This window comes from Paenibacillus oenotherae, assembly GCF_019443105.1.
Classification (GTDB): domain Bacteria; phylum Bacillota; class Bacilli; order Paenibacillales; family Paenibacillaceae; genus Paenibacillus_Z; species Paenibacillus_Z oenotherae.
In genome coordinates this window covers 340,585-362,957 of sequence record NZ_JAHZIJ010000001.1, presented here as the reverse complement: position 1 = coordinate 362,957, position 22,373 = coordinate 340,585, and the positions used below count along the sequence as shown (strand labels likewise).

The 22,373-nt window shown below is 51.3% G+C and carries 24 protein-coding genes and 1 tRNA gene; all 25 read left to right on the top strand.

What is annotated here, in order from left to right; translation table 11 throughout:
- The first annotated feature begins 58 nt into the window (after window positions 1-58).
- Window positions 59-135 (top strand) — tRNA-Pro (locus K0T92_RS01675).
- 87 nt (window positions 136-222) lie between these two features.
- Window positions 223-444 (top strand): trp RNA-binding attenuation protein MtrB, encoded by a 222-nt coding sequence (gene mtrB, locus K0T92_RS01670; RefSeq protein ID WP_219870681.1) that lies wholly within the window; start codon window positions 223-225, stop codon window positions 442-444.
- Between the two features lie 81 nt (window positions 445-525).
- Window positions 526-1,104, top strand: a complete 579-nt coding sequence (locus K0T92_RS01665) for a hypothetical protein (protein WP_219870680.1) — start codon at window positions 526-528, stop codon at window positions 1,102-1,104.
- Window positions 1,105-1,194: 90 nt separating this feature from the next.
- Complete coding sequence (locus K0T92_RS01660; protein WP_219870679.1) at window positions 1,195-2,064, top strand: heptaprenyl diphosphate synthase component 1; 870 nt, start codon at window positions 1,195-1,197, stop codon at window positions 2,062-2,064.
- A 6-nt stretch (window positions 2,065-2,070) separates the two neighbouring features.
- Window positions 2,071-2,790 carry a demethylmenaquinone methyltransferase gene (locus K0T92_RS01655; protein ID WP_219870678.1) on the top strand — a complete coding sequence of 240 codons (720 nt, stop codon included), beginning with the start codon at window positions 2,071-2,073 and terminating at the stop codon, window positions 2,788-2,790.
- Window positions 2,787-3,662, top strand: coding sequence for a UbiA-like polyprenyltransferase (locus tag K0T92_RS01650; RefSeq protein WP_219870677.1), 876 nt, complete (start codon window positions 2,787-2,789; stop codon window positions 3,660-3,662). Before K0T92_RS01655 ends, K0T92_RS01650 begins: the two co-directional genes overlap by 4 nt.
- A complete protein-coding gene (locus tag K0T92_RS01645) occupies window positions 3,656-4,318 on the top strand; it encodes a UbiX family flavin prenyltransferase (RefSeq protein ID WP_219870676.1) in 663 nt (220 codons plus the stop codon). Before K0T92_RS01650 ends, K0T92_RS01645 begins: the two co-directional genes overlap by 7 nt.
- Window positions 4,281-5,141 (top strand): menaquinone biosynthesis protein, encoded by an 861-nt coding sequence (locus K0T92_RS01640; protein ID WP_219870675.1) that lies wholly within the window; start codon window positions 4,281-4,283, stop codon window positions 5,139-5,141. Before K0T92_RS01645 ends, K0T92_RS01640 begins: the two co-directional genes overlap by 38 nt.
- Window positions 5,138-6,112: a heptaprenyl diphosphate synthase component II gene (gene hepT, locus K0T92_RS01635; protein ID WP_219870674.1), complete on the top strand. Its 975-nt coding sequence runs from the start codon at window positions 5,138-5,140 to the stop codon at window positions 6,110-6,112. The genes K0T92_RS01640 and hepT overlap by 4 nt, the downstream gene beginning before the upstream one ends.
- A 495-nt stretch (window positions 6,113-6,607) precedes the next feature.
- Window positions 6,608-7,051: a nucleoside-diphosphate kinase gene (gene ndk / locus K0T92_RS01630; protein WP_219870673.1), complete on the top strand. Its 444-nt coding sequence runs from the start codon at window positions 6,608-6,610 to the stop codon at window positions 7,049-7,051.
- Between the two features lie 235 nt (window positions 7,052-7,286).
- Window positions 7,287-8,069, top strand: coding sequence for a CheR family methyltransferase (locus K0T92_RS01625; protein WP_219870672.1), 783 nt, complete (start codon window positions 7,287-7,289; stop codon window positions 8,067-8,069).
- Window positions 8,070-8,136: 67 nt separating this feature from the next.
- Window positions 8,137-8,304 (top strand): hypothetical protein, encoded by a 168-nt coding sequence (locus tag K0T92_RS01620; RefSeq protein WP_219870671.1) that lies wholly within the window; start codon window positions 8,137-8,139, stop codon window positions 8,302-8,304.
- Window positions 8,305-8,602: 298 nt separating this feature from the next.
- Complete coding sequence (aroC, locus tag K0T92_RS01615) at window positions 8,603-9,772, top strand: chorismate synthase (protein ID WP_219870670.1); 1,170 nt, start codon at window positions 8,603-8,605, stop codon at window positions 9,770-9,772.
- Complete coding sequence (gene aroB, locus K0T92_RS01610; RefSeq protein ID WP_219870669.1) at window positions 9,772-10,869, top strand: 3-dehydroquinate synthase; 1,098 nt, start codon at window positions 9,772-9,774, stop codon at window positions 10,867-10,869. The genes aroC and aroB overlap by 1 nt, the downstream gene beginning before the upstream one ends.
- A 1-nt stretch (window position 10,870) precedes the next feature.
- Complete coding sequence (aroH, locus tag K0T92_RS01605; protein ID WP_219870668.1) at window positions 10,871-11,239, top strand: chorismate mutase; 369 nt, start codon at window positions 10,871-10,873, stop codon at window positions 11,237-11,239.
- A gap of 316 nt (window positions 11,240-11,555) precedes the next feature.
- Window positions 11,556-13,106 carry an anthranilate synthase component I gene (trpE, locus tag K0T92_RS01600; protein WP_219870667.1) on the top strand — a complete coding sequence of 517 codons (1,551 nt, stop codon included), beginning with the start codon at window positions 11,556-11,558 and terminating at the stop codon, window positions 13,104-13,106.
- Between the two features lie 6 nt (window positions 13,107-13,112).
- Window positions 13,113-14,159, top strand: coding sequence for an anthranilate phosphoribosyltransferase (trpD, locus tag K0T92_RS01595; RefSeq protein ID WP_219870666.1), 1,047 nt, complete (start codon window positions 13,113-13,115; stop codon window positions 14,157-14,159).
- Complete coding sequence (trpC, locus tag K0T92_RS01590) at window positions 14,149-14,943, top strand: indole-3-glycerol phosphate synthase TrpC (RefSeq protein ID WP_219870665.1); 795 nt, start codon at window positions 14,149-14,151, stop codon at window positions 14,941-14,943. The genes trpD and trpC overlap by 11 nt, the downstream gene beginning before the upstream one ends.
- A complete protein-coding gene (locus K0T92_RS01585; protein ID WP_219870664.1) occupies window positions 14,943-15,650 on the top strand; it encodes a phosphoribosylanthranilate isomerase in 708 nt (235 codons plus the stop codon). The genes trpC and K0T92_RS01585 overlap by 1 nt, the downstream gene beginning before the upstream one ends.
- On the top strand, window positions 15,647-16,852 hold the full coding sequence (gene trpB, locus K0T92_RS01580) for a tryptophan synthase subunit beta (protein ID WP_219870663.1): 1,206 nt from the start codon (window positions 15,647-15,649) through the stop codon (window positions 16,850-16,852). Before K0T92_RS01585 ends, trpB begins: the two co-directional genes overlap by 4 nt.
- On the top strand, window positions 16,839-17,645 hold the full coding sequence (trpA, locus tag K0T92_RS01575) for a tryptophan synthase subunit alpha (RefSeq protein WP_219870662.1): 807 nt from the start codon (window positions 16,839-16,841) through the stop codon (window positions 17,643-17,645). The genes trpB and trpA overlap by 14 nt, the downstream gene beginning before the upstream one ends.
- A 187-nt stretch (window positions 17,646-17,832) precedes the next feature.
- Window positions 17,833-18,930, top strand: a complete 1,098-nt coding sequence (gene hisC, locus K0T92_RS01570; protein ID WP_219870661.1) for a histidinol-phosphate transaminase — start codon at window positions 17,833-17,835, stop codon at window positions 18,928-18,930.
- Between the two features lie 4 nt (window positions 18,931-18,934).
- Window positions 18,935-20,026 (top strand): prephenate dehydrogenase, encoded by a 1,092-nt coding sequence (locus K0T92_RS01565; RefSeq protein ID WP_219870660.1) that lies wholly within the window; start codon window positions 18,935-18,937, stop codon window positions 20,024-20,026.
- Between the two features lie 1,112 nt (window positions 20,027-21,138).
- Window positions 21,139-21,735, top strand: a complete 597-nt coding sequence (locus K0T92_RS01560; RefSeq protein WP_219870659.1) for an RNA polymerase sigma factor — start codon at window positions 21,139-21,141, stop codon at window positions 21,733-21,735.
- A complete protein-coding gene (locus K0T92_RS01555) occupies window positions 21,732-22,334 on the top strand; it encodes an anti-sigma factor family protein (protein ID WP_219870658.1) in 603 nt (200 codons plus the stop codon). Before K0T92_RS01560 ends, K0T92_RS01555 begins: the two co-directional genes overlap by 4 nt.
- Window positions 22,335-22,373 lie beyond the last annotated feature (39 nt).

Below are 22,373 nucleotides of genomic sequence, written 5' to 3'. Positions count from 1 at the left end.
CGGTTCTCGGGCAATTGTCATTATTATCATGAAGAGGCAGCAGGAGAACGAATGATATCGGGTGTTAGCTCAGCTTGGTAGAGCGCTACCTTGGGGTGGTAGAGGTCGCCAGTTCAAATCCGGTACACCCGACCATTATATGGCCAGCATAACTGCCGTCCTGAGCATAGCCGTTCGGGAGGCAGTTTTTTCATCAACGATAGCGAAGGGAGATGACAACATATGAAGGACGCTCAGAATGAATACATCGTAGTTAAAGCCAAGTCGCAAGGTGTGCAAGTAATCGGTCTGACTCGCGGACAGGATACCAAGTTCCACCATACCGAGAAGCTCGACAAGGGCGAAGTGCTCATTGCGCAATTCACCGATCATACCTCAGCTATCAAGATTCGCGGCAAAGCTACGGTTATGACCAAGCACGGTGTCATCGATACCGAAGACTAATTGATCGAAAGCAGGCATAGCCTGCTTTTTTTTATATACACTGTTAGAAGTAGGACATTCTTCTTGCGGAGGAGATGCTTGATGTCCGTTTGGAGGAGGATTCTCCTTGCTTCGGCAGTGACAGCGGCAATTACAGTTTCCTTATCGGTGCTGCCGCATATGAAGGGCCGCGATGCAGCGGTGGATAGCGATCTGGCGGTCTTTCGTTCTGCGCCGCTTATCAGACTCAGCTCGGATAATCTGGTTGATCATATGCTCGGCTTGCAGCTTCAGCTCAAAATCATAAAAGTCGACTGGAAGCAGGCGGTGCTGTCAGTAGATTTGTCCGTTGACGCCGCGCGGGACAATTCACGCGTATGGGCTGGCGATATGCAGCGACTCCTGCATCTGGCGTTCATGCGAACAAGCAATGTGAACAGGGTGCTCATTCGTTACATGGAGACTATCGATACCTTGCAGGGAAGCGCTCACGCAGAGGATGAAAGAGCAAGCCGGTCAGCGGATTTGCGCATGCTCGCGGCGGCAGATGCGAGGCGTTCAGATCAATGGCTTGCAGAGGGAGTGATGGGTCTGAATGACGAAAATCCCTTTACAGATCCTCTTTGGCGAGGGCGTCTGAGGCTGTTATTCTCAGATATCGGAAGCAGCCGATTGCAATGAGATCTGTAGCGAAACGGTAAACAAAATGCTATAATAATTTAGATTGTAGAACAGCTAGACTTTCGCTGATCCGTCCGGAGGCTTGACCTAATGAAATCTTATAGAATACCAGAGATTGCTAAGAAGTACGTGGAATACGATATGATACAAACGTACACAGAGCTGCCGGCCTTCCCTGATTCAAGGATTCGGCTGCTCTTCGCTTTTTTGGCCAATCAGCGGACACCGCAGCCCAGCATAGAGCTATATTCGCTGGCAGCCTCACTTGTTCAATTGGGCATGGATACGCATGAGATGATTGATTCCGAGTCCGGCCATGTGTCGGAGCGCGAAATGCGGTCCCGGCAGCTCAAGGTGCTGGCAGGCGATTACTTCAGCAGCCGCTTCTACCAACTGCTGTCGCAGGCAGGCGAGGTTGATATGATCCGCAGGCTCAGCAGCAGCATTTGCGAGGTCAACCGGTTGAAAATGAACTTGTACACGCGGATGCAGCAGCTCAAGGTGACAGCAGAAGATTATCTGAATCAATGCGTGCAGCTCAGGACGGAATTGTTCCAGGCCTTCACCGGCATACTGGACGACGGGGTGGCGCGTATTTGGTCAGAGCTGCTGCAGGGAATAGGCAGATGCGAGGTTGTTGCGGACGAGCTTAGCCGCACCGATATGCCAGAGCGCTTCGACGGCAGCTGGGGTTTTTGGCATGTTCTCCATGAGGGTAGTGATGAGGAGAAGCGCAAGCTGGCCGAGAAGAGCGGCGAGCCGGCGTTCATTCCCTCCCTGCTGGTCAAGTACAATATTCGCAGCCAGCTCGCTGATCAGCTGAAGAAGTCGGTTGACCACGTTCAAGCAGTCGCTTCGAGACTTGAATCAGACAAGCTCGTGCGCGAGCTCATGCAAATCGGGGACGTATTTCTGCGCCCTCTAATTCCTGCGGCTTCGGTCCTTAACGAGAGAAGGTGACATCCAATGAATGCCAAATCCAAGGAGCAGTTTGTCCACGAGGTGTTCGAGAGCGTAGCTCCCAAATATGATATGATGAATAATCTGCTCAGTATGCGCAGACATAAAGCATGGCGAAAATTTGCAATGAACAAAATGGACGTCAAACCGGGCGCAACGGCCATCGATATTTGCTGCGGCACATGCGATTGGACGATTGCGCTCGCGCGTTCCAGCGGCACAGGGGAGATGGTCGGGCTGGATTTCAGCCAGAACATGCTGAACTACGGCAAGCAGAAGGTAGACAAAGAGAAGCTGCAGGAGCAAATTACGCTTGTGCAAGGCAACGCCATGGCTCTGCCGTTCGAGGACAATCGCTTCGACTATGCGACGATTGGCTTCGCACTGCGCAATGTGCCGGATCTGAAGCAGGTATTGCAGGAGATGATGCGCGTAGTCAAGCCTGGCGGACAAGTTGTCTGTCTGGAGCTGTCCAAGCCGATGTGGCAGCCGTTCAAAGCGGTTTATTATTTCTATTTTGAACGCATACTGCCGCTGCTTGGCAAATTGTTCGCCAAACGCCACGAGCAGTACAAGTGGCTTCCTGAATCGCTCAAGACGTTTCCGGATTTGAACCAGCTGGCAGAAATATACCGGGAGATCGGATTACGCAATGTATGCGCTTATCCGCTAACAGGTGGAATTGCCGCCTTGCATATCGGGACGAAGGGAACGGACGGAGCATGATTCGCAAAATTAAAATTTTTCTGGAAATGATCAAATTTGAACATACGATTTTTGCGCTTCCATTTGCCTTCATGGGCGCACTGCTTGGTGCAGTCGTCATGGAGAAGCGTCTGCCGCAATGGGGCGAGATCGGTTGGATTATACTGGCCATGGTTGGCGCAAGAAGCGCTGCAATGGGATTGAACCGGGTCATCGACAGTGCCATTGACAAGAAGAACCCGCGCACAGAGAAACGGGCGATTCCTGCCGGGCTGCTTCGCGCTGGTGAAGTGTTCTTGTTCATTGCGGTATCCTTCGTTCTTCTGTTCGTTGCTTCTTCCAGACTGGATCCGATCTGCATGAAGCTGATGCCGGTCGCTGTCATTATGCTTGTGCTTTATTCCTACACGAAGCGGTTTACATGGCTATGCCATGTTTTTCTTGGTCTGACGATCGGACTTGCTCCGCTTGGCGGGTGGGTAGCCATTACCGGTGCTTTTGACCTCTCGGCATGGCTGCTGTATGGTTCGGTAGCGCTCTGGATTGCGGGCTTCGACATTATCTATGCTTGCCAGGATTTCGAATTTGACCGCAAGGAAGGCGTTTACTCCATTCCAGCCCGCTTCGGGCTGATGGGAGCGCTCTGGATTGCTCGCTGTTTCCACGCGGTTACGGCAGTGGGATTCCTGGCCTTGTTCTGGATGACGGATCTGAGCTGGGGCTATCTGCTCGGAACAGCAGCGGCGGCAGTGATTCTATTCTATGAGCATTGGCTTGTGAAGAAAGCGGATATGACGCGGGTTCAGACGGCCTTTTTTACAATGAACGGCGTTCTTAGTATGGTAATCTTCGCCAGCTCGCTGCTGGATTTGGTGGTGCTGCGCCAATGGTAGACTCGACGGGAGCTGCAGTCCGGAAGCGTTGGGTTGTAGGAATTACAGGAGCGAGCGGCTCCGTATATGGCACTCGGCTCATACATGTGCTGTTGGCTATGGATATCGATGTCCACCTTATTGTTACAGAAGCGGGCTGGCGGGTGCTGAAGGAGGAGCTTGGCTGGGAGACCTCCCGGCGTCAGGCTGCTCTCGAAGCGGAGTTTAAGGATCATCTATCTTCAGGCAGACTGATCTTCCATCCCAATGCGGATATCGGGGCGTCTATCGCAAGCGGTTCGTTCCGGGTGGAAGGGATGATTGTCATGCCTTGCTCCATGGGAACATTGGCTTCAATCGCGCATGGAATCTCTGATGATTTGATGACTCGTGCCGCTGATGTTATGCTAAAAGAAGGGCGCAAGCTGGTGCTTGTCCCGCGCGAAACACCGCTGCATGCGATTCATTTGGAGAATATGCTGACACTTGCAAGGCTCGGAGTAAAGCTGGTTCCGGCAATGCCAGCCTTTTACTATGGGCCTCAATCGCTGAATGATATTGTTAATTTTCTTGTGGGCAAGGTGCTGGATCAATTGCCGCTCGATCATGATTTGTACAGAAGATGGGGAGATGAGCAGGATGGGGCTACACCGCCCGATCACCATCGGACGAATTGATTACGCTAACGTTTGGCCGATTTTTCATTACGCAGAACAGATGCTGCCTGGCGACCGCTTTATTATAGATAAACGGGTGCCGTCGGCGCTTAATGGAGCAATGAAGCGGGGAGAAGTGGATATCACAGCGATGTCTTCATTCGCCTATGCGGAACATGCAGATGACTATTTGCTCCTGCCGGATTTGTCCGTAAGCGCCAAGGGGCGTGTGAATTCCATTTTATTATTTATGAAGGAGCCGTTAGAACGGGTGCTGCAAGGCACAATTGCTTTAACGGCCACTTCCGCCACATCTATTAATTTATTGAAAATAATTATGTCGCTCCATTATGGCGCGAATCCTTCCTATGTAACGATGGAGCCGGATCTTGATTCCATGCTTCAGCATGCTGATGGGGCGCTTCTTATAGGCGATCCTGCGATTCAGGCCTCATGGCAGGACAGGGGTCTCACGGTTATTGACCTCGGCGAGCTGTGGCAGCGTTGGACAGGCTATGGCATGACATTCGCCCTATTCGCTGTGCGCAGGGAAACGGCGGCGGAGCGGCCCCAAGAGGTTGCAGCCGTACTGCGTGCATTGAGCGAGAGCAAACGGAAGAGCTTGAAGGACCGCGGGCCGCTTATCGATCAGGCCTGCCGTCAGCTTGGCGGCGAGAGCGGCTATTGGGATCGTTATTTTCAAGAGCTGTCCTATGATTTCGGTTCAGAGGAGCAAGCAGGCTTGAAGCTTTACTTTGACTATGCGCAGCAGCTGCGGTTGCTTCGTCATGAAGTTCGCATGCAATTTTTTATAGAGAATACGGCCATACGGGTGAACGAATGAAACTACTCGATTTATATGCGAAAATGAAAGGTGACCTTGATGTCATCGAGCGTGAGCTGGCACGCAGTGTCACATCGGATCATGCGCTTCTGAGCGAAACGTCGACTCATTTGCTGAAAGCAGGAGGAAAACGGATTCGTCCTGTTTTTGTGCTGCTTGCCGGCAAATTCGGCGATTACCGTCTGGATGTGCTGGAGCGCATCGCGGTTCCGCTGGAGCTCATTCATATGGCTTCGCTTGTGCATGACGATGTGATCGACAATGCGCAGACGCGCCGCGGCCAGCTCACAGTCAAGTCCAAGTGGGACAACCGGATCGCTATGTACACCGGTGACTACATATACGGTAAAGCGCTCACAGTAGCAACGGAGCTGCGCAATCCGCTTGTTCATCAGATCTTGTCCAAGGCGATGGTGCAAATGTGCGTTGGCGAAATGGAGCAGATCCGCGATTTCTTTAATACAGAGCAGTCAATCCGCAATTATTTGCGGCGGATTCGGCGCAAGACGGCTCTGCTGATCGCGATCAGCTGCCAGCTAGGAGCAGTCGCTTCCGATGCGAATCGCACAATCGCGAATCAATTGTACCGGTTCGGTTATAATGTGGGCATGGCCTATCAGATTGGCGATGACCTGCTTGACCTGCTTGGCACGGAGAAGCAGATCGGCAAGCCTCCAGGCTCAGATATCCGCCAAGGCAATATAACATTGCCTGTGCTCCTCGCTCTTCAAGAACCCGCCCTCCGCGACGGGCTCTTAAACGAAATTAATAAAATTCGCGAGTCGGATGGAGCAGGGGAAACGAATACGGTGTTGAACATAATACGTAAGAGCGGCGGCATCGCTATTGCTGAAGATTTGGTTAGCCGCTATATCGCCAAGGCGATTGCCGCGCTGAATCAACTGCCAAACATTCCCGCTAAGAAAAGCTTGACGGATATTGCGCGGTTTGTGTCTAAGCGGAGCTATTAAGCGGGAGAGAGAAAGATGACGCTGCGGGCGTGGATCATTCTTCTTGGAGGAAAAGACAACGCTGCGCGCGTGGATCATTCTTCCGATCGCTGTTGTCCCTGGATTTCTTCATTGTATAAATGATCTAGCTGTGGAAATCCAGTGACAAAGGCGAACGCTAACGCTTCTCCAGAACGATTCCACCCGCTCCGCTGTCCTCTCTTCCACCCCGCTTATTTTTGGGGTAATGTTTGGATATGACTTTCGGATTATTTGTCATATCTAGGTTTACAATATTTTAGCTTGCCTTTTTCTTCGCGGACGCTTATGGAATGTCACTTGCTCGAATGCTGCTCATTCTCGCAAGTGCGTGGATCGTCAATTGTAAGCCTATGCTTACGATGATCAGCAAGGCTCGCAAAAACTTGGCTTATGCTTGCGTAGTGAGTTTTTCTTGATATGACGTCTAGCTGTCATATCAGCAAGGCTCGCAAAACTCTTAAGGAGGTAACTTCAATGGAAAGAACGTTTTTGATGGTGAAGCCGGATGGTGTGCAGCGTGGGTTGATCGGGGAGATTTTGTCGCGGTTTGAGCGCAAAGGGCTGCAACTGGTAGCGGCCAAGCTGCTGCAAATTACGCCTGAACTGGCCGAGAAGCATTACGCGGAACATGTAGGCAAACCGTTCTATCCGCCGCTTGTTGATTTCATTACCTCCGGCCCGGTATTCGCCATGGTGTGGCAGGGGGATAATGTAATCGCATTAGCTCGTGCACTAATCGGCAAGACGAACGCGATCGACGCTGCTCCTGGCACGATCCGCTCCGATTATGCGGTACATACGAATTTTAATCTCATTCATGGCTCGGATTCTCCAGAGAGCGCACAGCGGGAAATCGGCATTTTCTTCTCCGAGCATGAACTGATTCAATATGTTCAAACGATTCAACGCTGGATCTAATTACAATCCAATCTAGTATAAGTTGAACGTAAGAAAGAACAACGGAGCGGAGCAAGGGAATGATTCTGGAGAAGCGTCAGCGCTCGCCTTTGTTCCCGGAATTCCACATCATAAACACCTTAATTCAAGAATTCCGGGAACAACAGCGATCGTAAGAGCATTCCCCTTGCGCAGCGGGCGGGTTGATCATTTGTATCGTTCAACTTATATAGTATCATCATCGGAGGAGCCACTGATGGAAGACACAGACTTCACGCTTTTTGTGAAACGGATTAAAGAGAAGACTGCTATCGATCTCTCGCAGTATAAAGAGGCCCAGATGAAGCGGCGCCTTACGACACTCCGTCTCAAACACGGCTACGATACCTTCGCCGCTTACTGGGAAGCGATAGATCGTGACCGCAATCTTATGAATGAGTTTCTGGATCGCATGACCATTAATGTGTCCGAGTTCTGGCGCAATCCGAGCCGCTGGGAGGCGATGGAGAAGCGGTTTCTTCCGGAGGTGCTTGCTGGCGGCGGCCGGATTAAGCTGTGGAGCGCCGCCTGTTCTACGGGGGAAGAGCCCTATACGCTAGCGATGATTGCCTCCGAGCTGGGAGCCCAGGATCGAACCTCTATTTTGGCTACAGATCTCGATAATATTGTTCTTGAGAAAGCGGCCCAAGGGTTGTATCAAGAGCGCTCTGTGCGTGATGTGCCTGGGGCTTACAGCCGTAAATATCTTGTGAAGAAGGATCATGACCAAATAGCGGTTGCCGACGGACTCAAAAAAATGATAACGTTCAAACAGCAAAATCTGCTGCATGATTCCTTCGACAGCCAGTTTGATATTATTATTTGCCGCAATGTCATGATCTATTTCACCGAGGAAGCGAAGCATGTGCTGTATCAGAAATTTTCTGATGCGCTGCGTCCGGGCGGATTGCTCTTCGTAGGCAGTACAGAGCAGATATTCTCTCCCTCGCAATACAATTTTGAATCCGTAGAAACGTTCTTCTACCGCCGCCGCGCTTAATCTGAGATGTATATCGTTTTCCAACTTCTCCAATACTAAAGGTATTAATGATGTATGGAGGTGCATAATGGACAAGCGTAAAGTAATTGCGGCATATCGGCGGGGGTTCATCAATGTCCACGAATGCGCGCAAATTCTCGGCATAGACATGGGCCAGATATCCGGCTTAATTAATGATCCGTACCTAACTGTCGATCCACAGGCTCTGCGGAGCAAGCAATCTGTGAATGGTTAGCGCTCTGTCAGTGAAACTGTCCGCTGCATGCCTGCAACAGGGTGCATAGGGCAGTTTCTTTTTTATAGGTCCAAGGGTGGAGAAGCCTGTTGTATTTCTTGTCAAACAAGCAAGGCTATACTATAATGAGCAAAGACATTTGGCAGATATACATACTCGGAATACCAATGGCAGTACTCGGTATAGACCAAATACAAGGGCAAGCCTGCCCGGTGCCGGTGCTTGCTTCACTTTAAATTACGAGACAGAGAACGTTCCGGAAGGAGCGGACCTGTTTACGCTTGGGAGGAGCTTTAACGTGAGTTTACGTTATTTGACAGCAGGAGAGACGCACGGCCCGCAATTGACGGCCATTATTGAGGGGCTGCCTAGCAATTTGCAATTGGATTTTGAGGAATTGAATTTTCAACTGCATCGCCGCCAGAAGGGCCATGGCCGTGGGCGCCGGATGCAAATCGAGAAGGATACGGCGAACATTGTGGGCGGCGTCCGTCATGGCAAAACGACCGGTGCGCCTGTAGCGCTCGTTGTTGAGAACAACGACTGGAAGCATTGGACGACCGTTATGAACATCGAGCCTATCGAAGGCAGTGATGAAGACAAGCGAAGAGTTCACCGCCCGCGTCCCGGACATGCGGATTTGAACGGCGGTTTAAAGTATAATCTGAAGGATTTGCGGAATGTGCTGGAGCGCTCAAGCGCCCGTGAGACCGCAGCCCGTGTAGCGGTAGGCGCAGTTGCACGTCAATTTCTGGCACAGTTCGGCATCAAAGTGGCTGGACAAGTTATTCGAATCGGTGACATTGAAGCGCCTGCCAACGATTTGCCAGTAGATGAATTGATCCGTCTGACGGAGGAATCTTCTGTGCGCGTTGTAGACAAGGCGACGGAAGAGAAGATGACCGCCTATATCGATCAGATCAAAGCGGATGGCGATTCGATCGGCGGCGTCGTGGAATGTATTGTTGAAGGTGTTCCGGTTGGTCTGGGCAGCCACGTGCAATATGACCGCAAGCTGGATGGCCGGATCGCACAGGCAGTCGTCTCCATCAATGCGTTCAAAGGCTGCGAGATCGGAATCGGCTTCGAAGCCGGCATTCTGCGCGGCTCTCAGGTTCATGACGAGATCATGTATTCGGAGGAGCGCGGCTTTTATCGTGCAAGCAATCGTCTGGGCGGCTTTGAAGGCGGCATGACCAATGGCGAGCAAATCGTTGTAAGAGGCGTTATGAAGCCGATTCCAACACTCTACAAGCCATTGCGCAGTGTGGATATCGATAGCAAGGAGCCGTTCACCGCTCAGGTTGAACGTTCCGACAGCTGTGCTGTGCCTGCGGCGAGTGTCGTGATGGAGCATGTCGTAGCTTGGGAAGTGGCGAAAGCCTTCCTTGAGAAGTTTGGCGGTGATTCCATGGAGGAGATCCGTGCGAATTACGATAACTATCTGACACAAATGGGGCGATACTAGTGCGCGAGGTAACAGTTGAATTAGGAGAGCGCTCTTATCCGATATATATTGGCGAAGGACTGATCGAGCAAGCTGGCGAGTATTTCACCAAGCATGAGATCAGCAAAAAATCGCCGCTCATGATTGTCACGGACGAGAATGTAGCATCGCGGCATCTCTCCAAGCTTGAGGTAGCGCTCCAAGGAGCGGGCTTTCAAGTTGTAAGCACCATTGTGAAGCCAGGGGAGAAGTCCAAGTCGCTGTCGGTCTTCGAGGATTTGATCACGAAAGCGCTTGAGGCAGGATTGGATCGCAAATCAACAATCGTTGCTCTTGGCGGCGGTGTAGTAGGCGACCTTGCAGGCTATGTCGCAGCTTCTTATATGCGCGGAATCAAGTTCATTCAAGTGCCGACAACGATTCTTGCGCATGACAGCAGCGTGGGGGGCAAGGTAGCCGTAAACCACCCGCTGGCCAAAAATATTATCGGCGCATTCCATCAGCCGGAGCTTGTGCTATATGACCTCAGCACACTGCAAACATTGCCGCTGCGCGATGTTAAGGCAGGGCTGTCCGAGGTGATCAAGAGCGGTCTGATCTGGGACGCGGAATTCGTAGACTGGATTGACAACAATGCCGAGCGGCTGCTTGCTCTTGATGAGGAAGCGCTGGGATATGCTCTGTACATGGGCTGCAACATTAAGGCACAGGTTGTATCGCAGGATGAACGCGAGAACAGCCTTCGCATGATTCTCAATCTCGGTCATACAATTGGGCACGCGCTTGAAGCGGTCGCTGGCTATAATGAGCTGCTTCATGGCGAAGCGATTTCGATCGGCATGATCGGTTCCGCCAGGCTTGGGGTTAAGCTTGGAGGATCGGAGGAGATCTACACCGTCACGAAGCGGGTGTTGTCCCGCATGGGATTGCCGGTGGGATTGCCGGAGCATCTGGATATTGATGCCATCATGGAAGCAATGCTGCACGATAAGAAGTTCTCGGAGGGAACGATGGTATTCGTCGTGCCGACGGCAATCGGCGAGGTCATCATTGACCATTCCGTATCTACAGAGCTTGTAAGGGAAATTGTGGAGCAACTGAAACAGGAGGCCGTCTAAGATGAGTGTTCGGGGAATACGCGGCGCGATAACGGTAGATGTTAATGAGGAAGGCCCGATTCTGCAGGCAACTGTAGAAATGTTGAATGATATCGTCAAGGCGAACGGCATTGTCCCTCACGATATATGCAGTGTATTCGTGACGGTAACGGGCGATCTGGATGCTACCTTCCCTGCGCGGGCCATTCGCCAGATGGAAGGCTGGGAGCTTGTTCCGCTTATGTGCGCCCTTGAAGTGCCGGTTAAAGGAAGTCTGGAGAAATGCATCCGGCTGATGGTTCTTGTCAATACGGACAAATCGCAGCAGGAGATTGAGCATATTTATTTGGGCGGTGCACAGGCACTGCGCCCGGATCTGACAAAAGCATAAAAGAGTCGCGTTGTCAGGTTGACGGATATAAGGACCTGATGTATAGTAATGAGTAATTAAGAAGTAAGAGCAAAGTAGAGCCGAGCGAGTTAGCGTTATGTGTAACTTGAGATGAGATGAGTAGAGCTGAGTATAAGTGAAGATTGACCAGATTCATTGATCATGAATCGGTTTGTTGCTGCATCTTGAAGGTGCTGCTCTCATTCCGTCATGTATTGAATTTGTGTTTCAGCACTCATGTTTATCTTCTGACACACACGAACACTCCTGCTGCGGCAGGAGTTTTTTTATTTCCGACAATGAGGAGCGAGTGAGCATGAATCAAGAGCTGCAGCAAGTCATCAAGCTTGCGGAAACGTACAACCTAATTCCTATCGTGCGTCACGTTATGGCGGACACGGAGACGCCGATCCGGCTGTTCCAGCATTTCTACCGCGAACGCCGTGCTTTTCTGCTGGAAAGTGTTGAGGGTGGTGTCAAATGGGCACGGTATTCCTTCATCGGCACAGATCCGTTCATGCTCATTCAGGGCAAGAACGGCGAGATGCATATTGAGCAGCAGGGCAAAGTAACGAAGCTCAGCGAGAAGCCGCTAGAGCTGCTGAAGGCGCATCTGCGTTCGTTCCGCAGCCCATCGATACCGGATTTGCCGCCATTCACAGGCGGAGCCATCGGCTTCTTCGGCTACGATCTGCTGCAGTATTACGAGAAGCTGCCAGCCCATCGCATAGACGACTTGAATATGAATGATATGCAGTTCATGTTCTGCGATCAGATTATCGTATTTGACCATTTCAAGCAGCAGATTCAAATTATCGGCAATGTGCATATTGGAGAAGGCGCGGCCGACAGCGACATTGCGGCCGCTTACGGAGAAGCGCTGGCCAAGATCGAGGCGACGATTGAACGGATTCAACAGCCGCTCCCTACAGCTCTTATGGCTGGCGGGTCGATACCGAGGGATCCGGAACTGGGCGAGGTACAGTCGAATTTGACCAAAGAGCAGTTTATTGCCAATGTGGACAAGGCCAAGGAATACATTCGCGCAGGCGATATTTTTCAGGTGGTGTTGTCCCAGCGCTTCAGCATTGAGACGACGGTCGATCCGCTCCATGTCTATCGGGTGCTGAGGACGATGAACCCCTCTCCGTATATGTATTATTTGAAGATGGGGGACGAGGTTATTGTCGGCACCTCCCCGGAAGCGCTGGTCAAGGTGGATGGAGATGTGGTGGAGACACGGCCCATCGCAGGAACGCGTCCGCGCGGAGCGACAGAGGAAGAGGATCTGGCGCTGGAGAGGGAACTGCTGGCCGATGAGAAGGAACGCGCGGAGCATCTGATGCTTGTCGATCTCGGACGGAATGATATCGGCCGCGTATCGGAATTCGGCACCGTTCGTTGTGATTCTTATATGGACATTGAGCGCTACTCGCATGTTATGCATATCGTCTCCAATGTCTCCGGCAAGCTGCGCAAGGATAAGGATTTCTTTGATGCCTTCGTTTCCTGCATGCCTGCCGGCACGGTATCCGGCGCTCCCAAGCTGCGGGCAATGGAAATTATCGCAGAGCTTGAGAATGAGGCGCGCGGCCCCTATGCGGGTGCGATTGGCTATCTCGGCTTTGCCGGAAGCCTGAATACGTGCATTACGATTCGGACGATTGTATTCAAGAATGGAAGAGCCTACGTGCAAGCGGGGGCTGGAATTGTATGGGATTCTGTGCCGGAGAGCGAGTATACGGAGACAGTCAATAAAGCGAAGGCCAGTCTTAAAGCGATACGTGCCGCAGAGGCCATATTCGCTGCGCCGGAGCGCAAAGCAACTATGATCAATACAGATTATTATGCTGGAGCGAAGGGATGAGCCGTGATGACAACAGAAACACTGACCTTGCAGCGCGCGCTTGCAACCATTATTAGCGGTCAGGACTTGACCCGGGATGAAGCAAGGCATGTTATGGAGGTTATTCTGAATGGCGAAGCGACTGGCGCGCAGATGGGTGCAATTATTACGGCGCTTCGCATGAAAGGCGAGACGAAGGACGAAATTACCGGCTTCGCCGAAACGATGCGTGCCCGTTCCGCACATGTGCATACCGAGCAGCAGGGACTGCTCGACACTTGCGGCACAGGCGGCTCGGGTATTCATAAATTCAATATTTCAACGGCATCTTCAATGATTGCCGCCGCAGCCGGTGTACGGGTAGCCAAGCATGGCAACCGGGCTATGTCGGGAAAGGCAGGCAGTGCAGACGTGCTGGAAGCTCTGGGTGTCAATATAACGCTGACATCAGAGCAGGCTGCAAGATGCCTGGAATCTATCGGTATTTGCTTTATGTTCGCGCAGCTCTATCATCCATCGATGAAGTATGCCGCAGGACCGCGCCGCGAGCTTGGCATCCGGACGATCTTCAATATGCTTGGACCGCTGACGAATCCGGCAGGTGCCGACCGGCAGCTTCTTGGCCTCTATGACCGTTCACGCACGGAGGTTGTCGCTCAGGTGCTTCGCGATCTTGGACTCAAGCGGGCAATGGTTGTCAGCAGCCATGACGGCTTGGACGAGATCAGCATCTCTGCCCCGACCCAAATTTCCGAGCTGCGCAACGGTGCTGTCCACACTTTCGATATTACGCCGGAAGAGCTGGGATTGACGGTTAAGCCGATTGAAGAAGTTACCGGTGGCGATGCTGCCGTAAACGCGTCTATTATACGCAATATTTTCGCCGGCAATGAACGGGGAGCATATCGCGAGATTGTGCTTGCTAACGCAGGCGCTTGCATCTACGTTGGAGGTGCCGCTGACTCGCTTCGTGAAGGAGTGGAGACAGCTGCTGCTGTTATTGATTCAGGCCAGGCTGCAGCCAAACTGCAGCAATTGATTGCGACGACAGGAGAGGTAGCCCATGTTTCTTGATAAGATTGTAGCTTCCAAACGCAAAGAAGTAGATGACCTCGCTGAGCAATTCTCGATGAATGAATATGAGCGCAGAATTGCGGAGATGGCGCCATGCAGAGGGTTCGAACGCGCCTTGACGAATAATCCGAATCGTTCGCTTGGCTTGATTGCCGAAGTGAAGAAGGCCTCCCCTTCCAAAGGGCTGATTCGTGCTGATTTTCATCCGGTAGAGCTTGCGAAGACCTACCAGGCAGCAGGAGCGGATTGTATTTCTGTGCTGACGGATGTGGACTATTTTCAAGGGAAAAATGAATATTTGACAGCGATCCATGAGGCAGTTGACTTGCCGCTGCTTCGCAAGGATTTCATTATTGACTACAGGCAGGTGTATGAGGCCCGTGTCATCGGTGCGGATGCGGTGCTGCTCATTGCTGCGATTCTTCGCCAGTCCAAGCTCTCTGAGCTGTATGATCTGGCCAAGTCGCTAGGACTGGATGTGCTGATCGAGGTGCATGACCGCGAAGAAATGGAGACTGTGCTTGGACTTGGCAAGTCAACGCTGATTGGCATTAACAATCGCAATCTGCAAACCTTCGAGACGGATCTGGCGACGACCGAGAAGCTGATCGATCTCGTTCCGCCGGGTATTACGGTTATTAGCGAAAGCGCAATTTCTACGCCTGCGGATATTACTTATCTGCAATCCGTTGGCGCGAAGGGTGTACTCATCGGAGAGCATTTCATGCGCCAGGATAATGTGGCTGAAGCTGTCGGACATTTGATGGGTCCGGTGAAGGGCTGATGTGTGCAGAGAAGTTACGCGACACGCGGGTGAAAATCTGCGGGCTTCGCGACGCCGATACGATTCGTGCGATGGATGGACTGGCTGTCGATGAGATTGGCTTGCTTTTTGCGAAGAGCAAGCGTCAGGTATCTCCTTCTCTTGCAGGTGAGCTGATTCTTGAAGCGCGCAAGCTGCGGTCGCCATCTGGCGGTGCACCGCGTGTTGTAGGCGTATTCGTCAATGGCGTACTGGAGGAGCTGCGGGAGCTGCTGAAGACGGCGCCGCTTGATGTTATTCAGCTTCATGGCGAGGAGACGCCGGAGATCTGCGGAGCTATCAGATCCGAATTGGGTATAGATGTATGGAAGGTTTTTTCAGTAACAGGCGAGGAAGAAGCCATCGCATCCGACGGGCGGAGAATCCTTCTTGCCGGTCCCGCACGTCTGGAACGCTATCGCGGGACAGTAGATGCTGTTCTCATTGATACAGCCGGCGGCGGTACAGGCCAAGCCTTCGATTGGTCTGTTATTGACAGCTATGTAGAAGCGGCAAGGGCAATTGGTGTGCCGCTGTATGTAGCAGGCGGCCTTCATCCGGACAATGTAGCCGAGCTGCTGGAAGGATACGCGCCCGATGGCGTGGACGTATCCAGCGGTGTGGAGAGTGACGGGTGGAAGGATACGGATAAAATTCGACTTTTTGTTGAAAGGGTGAAACGCACATGAATCAAGTTCCAGATATCAACGGGCGCTTCGGCAAATTCGGCGGTCGTTACGTACCGGAAACGCTCATGAATGCACTGCTAGAATTAGAAGAGGCCTATAAGCATTATTCGAAGGATCCTGAATTCATTGCCGAGCTCAATTATTTGCTCAACCAATATTCAGGCCGTCCTACATCGCTTTACTATGCGGAACGATTGTCGAAGCATCTTGGCGGAGCGAAGATCTATCTCAAGCGCGAAGATTTGAACCACACCGGTGCGCATAAGATCAATAATACACTCGGTCAGGGACTGCTGGCCAAGCGTATGGGCAAAACAAAAATTATCGCGGAAACCGGAGCGGGCCAGCATGGTGTTGCTTCTGCAACGGTAGCTGCTCTGCTCGGCATGGAATGCAAGGTGTTTATGGGCGAGGAGGATACGAAGCGTCAGGAGCTCAATGTATTTCGGATGAAGCTTCTCGGCGCAGAGGTCGTTCCGGTTATGTCGGGTACCCGCACACTCAAGGATGCCTGCAACGAAACGCTTCGCTACTGGGTCAGCCATGTAGAGGATACGTACTATATTCTTGGCTCGGTCACCGGTCCGCATCCATATCCGATGATTGTCCGTGACTTTCAGCGCATAATTGGCGATGAGGCACGCGAGCAAATTCAGAAGGAAGCGGGACGTCTGCCGGATTATGTAGTAGCTGCGGTCGGCGGGGGAAGCAATGCGATCGGTATTTTCTACCCGTTCGTGAATGACGAATCGGTTAAGCTTATTGGCGTTGAAGCTGCGGGCAGCGGCATTGACACAGAGGAACATGCGGCAACAATGACCAAGGGTCGCCATGGTGTATTCCAAGGCTCGCTCAGCTATGTGCTTCAGGACGAGTATGGACAAGTGCTGCCTGCTCATTCGATCTCTGCTGGTCTGGATTACCCGGGGATCGGGCCTGAGCATGCCTATTTGAAAGATACGGGGCGTGCGGATTACTTCCCGATTACAGATGCCGAAGCGCTGGAAGCATTGCAGCTGCTTTCCCGTACGGAGGGGATTATACCTGCGTTGGAATCATCGCATGCGATTGCACAAGTGATGAAGCTTGCTCCTACGCTGGACTCTGATCAAACGATCGTAGTCAGCTTGTCAGGACGCGGCGATAAAGATGTGCAATCGATTATGGGCTATTTGGGAGGCACTGCTAATGAATCACATTGATGCGGTATTTCAAGAGCTGCGTGAAGAGGGCGAAACGGCGCTAATTCCATTCATAACGGTTGGCGATCCTGATCTTGGAACCTCGGTTGAGATTATACAAGCGCTTGAACAAGCTGGCGCCCATATGATCGAACTCGGTGTGCCCTATTCCGATCCGCTTGCGGATGGTCCTGTCATCCAGCGTGCTTCTGAGCGTGCTCTGAAACATAATGTAACCCTTATTGATTGTATTCAAACGGCCGAGAATGCGCGCCAAGCAGGTGTCAAGCTGCCGTTCATACTGTTCTCTTACTACAATCCTGTGCTTCAATTCGGCTTGGAGCGGTTCTTCTCGCTTATAGTTGAGAAAGGGATAAGCGGTCTCATTATTCCGGATCTCCCTATCGAAGAGGATGGCGAGGTTCGGGCCAAAGCGGAAGAGGCCAACATCCATCTCATACCGCTGGTCGCGCCAACCTCGCATGATCGTGTAACCCATATTGCGAGCAAGGCTCGCGGGTTCGTTTACTGCGTATCTTCCCTTGGTGTTACGGGGGAGCGTTCCGATTTTCATAAGGGGATTGAAGCTTTTCTGTCAGCGGTTCGCGAGGCGACGACAACTCCGATCGCTGTCGGCTTCGGAATATCGAGCCGGGAGCAGGTCGAGCGTTTCGAAGGGCAAGCGGACGGCGTCATTGTCGGCAGCGCTATCGTTCGTAAGATCGAAGAGATGGTTCCGCTTCTTCAGTCACCTGCTACGAAGCAGGAAGGGCTTGAAGGAATCAGAGCCTTTGTCAGCGCATTGAGAGGCTGATTCATTATCCATACTTAATTCAAGGAAAGCTCTTTGTTCGGCACAGGCCGTCAATAAAGAGCTTTCTTGCTGCATGCTCGCTTGCAGTAATAAGCGAAAAACAACTTTCCAATGTCTGTGAGTTATGAGACAATTAAGAGCAGAGCATTTTATAGAAGAAAAGTTTATTGTCATGAGGTGAATACAGATGCAACCGAAACAAAGTATAATTCACCTGCCTGTTTATCAGCCCGGTAAACCGGTAGAAGAAGTGAAACGCGAGCTTGGCTTGAAGGATGTCATCAAGCTTGCTTCCAACGAGAACCCGTTCGGATGCTCGGAGCAGGCCAAGCTTGCTATCGTGAATGAAATTGCCCATGCAAGCATTTATCCGGACAGCTTTAGTACAGTGCTGACCTCTGCGTTAGCGGAGCAGCTGGGTGTTGAGCGCAAACAGTTAATTTTCGGAGCGGGATCGGATGAGGTTATTCTGATGCTTGCCCGTGCATACATTACGCCTGGCGACGAAACGATAATGGCGGATGAGACATTCCCGCAATATAAGCATAATTCAGAGATTGAGGGCGCTGTAATTATTGAAGTGCCTCTCAAGGACGGAACTCATGATCTGGAAGCCATGCTTGCCAAAGTAACGGACAAGACGAAAATCATCTGGATCTGCAATCCCAACAATCCGACGGGTACAATTGTCCGTCAGGAGGAATTGACCGCATTTCTGCGTCAGGTGCCTTCGAACGTCATTGTAGCGTTGGATGAAGCGTATTACGAATATGTTACGGATGCCGCTTATCCGGACAGCATTGCCCTCATCAAGGAGTTCAACAATGTCATCGTGCTGAGAACATTCTCCAAAATCCATGGTCTTGCTGCGCTCCGTGTCGGCTATGGCGTAGGCCACGCTGACCTGATTCACTATGTGAATCAGGTGCGCGAGCCGTTCAATACGACCCGATTCGGGCAAGCGGCAGCGGCAGCGTCAATAGGAGATGGGGCCTTCTTGCAGAGCTGCAGGGACCGCAACAGCGAAGGAAGGCTTTACTTGTGCGCAGCATTCGACCGTCTGGGACTCCAATACTTTGAGCCCCACGGCAATTTTGTTATGGTCGATACGAAGCTGCCTTCCAAGCAGGTGTTTGATGCTTTGCTTCGCAAGGGGATCATCGCCAGAGCGAGATGGTCCTACTACCCGACTCATCTTCGCATAACTGTAGGAAGCCAGGAACAGAACGAGAAGTTTATACAGGCGCTGGAAGAAGTGCTGGACGAAGCGGCGGTGCTTGGTTAATCCTATGACAAAAATTGCGATATTCGGTGTTGGATTAATCGGCGGCTCTCTCGCGCTCTGCTTCAAAGGCAAGCCGGGACTTACGGTGGTCGGTCATTCCATCCGTGAATCATCCGCGGCCAAATATGTGGACAGAGGTGTTGTCGATTATGCGACGACATCTCTGCGCGAAGCGGCAGAGGGTGCGGATTTTATTTTTCTGTGCGTGCCTGTAGGAAATCTGGAGCAATACGTGCGTGAGCTCAGCGAGCTGAATTTAAAGCCGGGATGCATTATTACGGATGTAGGGAGTACGAAAGCCTCTGTAGCAGCTTGTGCGAGAGAACTCAATCTGAATGGAACGACCTTCATTGGCGGTCACCCCATGGCAGGGTCGGAGCGCTCAGGTGTGGAAGCGGCGTCCTCCCATCTATTCGAGAATGCTTTCTATGTTCTGACGCCGGAGGAAGGAACTGCCGAGTCGGATATCAGCAAGCTCACAGAGCTGCTGAAGCTGACAAAGGCGAATATTGTTCATGTCCATCCCGATGAGCATGATGAGATCGTCGGGGCGATCAGCCATCTGCCGCATATTATCGCGGTAACGCTGGTTAATCAGATTCGCCGCTACAACGAGACGAATGAGCTATACGGCACATTGGCTGCGGGCGGCTTTCGCGACATTACGAGAATCGCTTCGAGCGATCCCGTCGTATGGCGCGACATTCTTGTGAATAATCGCGGCGTGCTGCTCAGGCTTCTGAAGGACTGGAATGAAGAGACGGCCCGTTTCGTTGAGCTGTTGGAGCAAGAGGATGGCGAAGGCATCGAGCAGGCCTTTCTGGAATCCGGCCAATTCCGCAGCCAGCTGCCTGAGCGGCGCAAAGGAATGATTCATTCCATCTACGAATGCTATATCGATGTGCCGGATCATCCGGGCATAATCGGGCGGATTGCGACAGAGCTTGGCAACAGCCGTATCAATCTGAGCAACATTCACGTTATCGGGAGCCGGGAAGATGTTCCTGGGGTGCTGAGGCTTTCCTTCCGTACCCAGGAGGATCTGGATCTGGCGGTTGTTAAGCTAGGAGAGATCGGATTTTCTGTTCATTATTGAGCGGAAAATCCAAAATTTTAAATATTCAATCGGAAAAATGTAAACGCTTATTGACAAAATGAAAACGTATACATATAATAAAAGTACAGTATGGTTTCTCTCCACTCCTATCCAAATCTATTCGCACTTTTGTGCGAACCGCCCTTATAGGCGGTTTTTTTTTGTGCTCTTATATGTGTTCTTGTAGTGTTCTTGTAGTGTTCTTGTAGTGTTCTTGTAGTGTTCTTGTAGTGTTCTTGTAGTGTTCTTGTAGTGTTCTTGTAGTGTTCTTGTAGTGTTCTTGTATGTGTTCTTGTATGTGTGCTGGCAGCGTGAAGAGCTCTGCGCAGAGGGTAGCGTTGGCACTCGTCTATTTCAGCGGGAGAGGTTCTTGAAGAAAACCTGCTAATGCGCATCAATTTCCGGTAAAAATGGGCTTTTAGAGCAAAAGCCTGCGATAGCGCAGGTAATTCGCCCCTTTGTTCAATAATATAGCTCCAACAGCAACAAAAGATGCGGAATCGCAGGTATCTTCAACAAATAAGATGATCAAGAGAAGAAAAGATGCATTAGCGCAGGAATGTTCTCTCATATGATCGTCATCAGCTAAAACAGCCGGCATAAGCTCTTTAAGCGAGCGATGCAGACAGACGAGTGATGCGAACAGACGAGTGGTGCGAACAGCCGAGCGATGCGGGCAGACGAGTGATGCGAACAGCCGAGTGATGCAAACAGACAAGCGATGCGGGCAGAGTTGACGAAGCCGAAACGGCTGAGATCTCGCTGGGGTCATCTATTTTTATCGTTTAGGATGCAACTAAAAGGAGCTGTGAATCGTCTAATCAAGACTGGTGAAATTATGCACCTGATTTTTTGTTGTTCGTTTCCAAGGCTGTTTTATCTTTGGAAATAATTTAACCCTCTCCATTCACTGCTGTGTTACAATAACGTTGATGCTTAGAAAGCAAAACCATGTCGAAAGAAGCAGGAATATGGTCGTAATTATCGAATTTAATTTAGTGATCCAATAGATGCTTTCGTTTTTTTTAATCGATCGCGCAACTTTTTTCACCCGGCTCGGTACAATAGTATACGAACCGGGTACACTCCGAAGGCCAGGAGGGTCGCCCGCGATGACCGATTCTCAGTTAATACGTGAAATTAAAGACGGTAACGTACAGCTTTATTCGGAACTGATGCGGCGCTACCAACGTAAAATCCTAGCCTTTATCTATCACATGCTGAAGAGCGCGAAGCTGGAGCTCTTGGCAGAGGATTTATGCTCGGAGACGTTTTACAAGACGTATCGCAGTCTGCACTCGTTCCGGGAAGTCGATGCTTCCTTCTCCACATGGCTGTATACAATCGCCCGCAATACGGTACTTAGCGAGCTGCGCAAGCAAAAGGCAGGACATGTATCGCTGGAAGAAGCCGGCTTTGTCCCGGTTGCTCCGTCAGACACTACTCCCGAGCAAACATTGCTGCGGAATGAGCGGATGTCGATGGTCAGGGAAGCGATCAATAGCTTGCCTGAGAAGCAGCGATCAGCGCTTATACTTAGAGAGTATGACCAGTTGGATTACCAAGAGATCGCTAGCATTCTTGGCCAGACGGTCAGTTCTGTCAAGTCGCTCCTGTTTCGCGCGCGCAGCAGTGTAAAGCTGCAGCTTGAACCGTATTTTGGCGATTCGCCGGTGCTGGAAGAATACGAGGAGATGAAAACGCGATGAAATGCCTCGAGGTTCAACAATCGCTCGGTGTCTACTGGGATATGTCCCCGGACGATGCTGAACGGCAAGAGATAGATCAACATCTTGAAACCTGTGAATCATGCAGGGAGGAATTCCGGATTTGGGAAGAAAGCGAGCTCCTTATACGCGGTTTTTCGTTCGATGGGGATGACATCGCTCCTGTTGATGAATTGAACCGTGATGTGATGGATCGCATCTATGCTGAGCAAGCCTGGTTCATGCCGGTTGCAAGCCGCAGCTATCAGTTCACCAAATCATTCCGTCGCAACATTACCGCGGTCATTGCCTGTTGTATGGCGATGTTTGTTTGCGGACTATTCTATATAATAACAAGCAGTAATGATGGATCGTCATCCCAGGTTGTGAAGCTGACAGGACTTCTCGAGACAGCGAATGCAACGGGTGACAATGCATTGATTAGTGCCGATTTCTACGCGGATGTACCGGTAGCGAGCATCAGTGATCCGCTTGTGCTCAATGTCGTGCCGACTATACCGCAATATTGGGTTGCGCTGTCGCTGCTGGGCATGATTATGACGCTGCTTATCCTTAATTGGTTTACCCGCACACGAAGCTAGGCTGAACCATAAGCTATGTACATAAGAAAGAGGGTAATC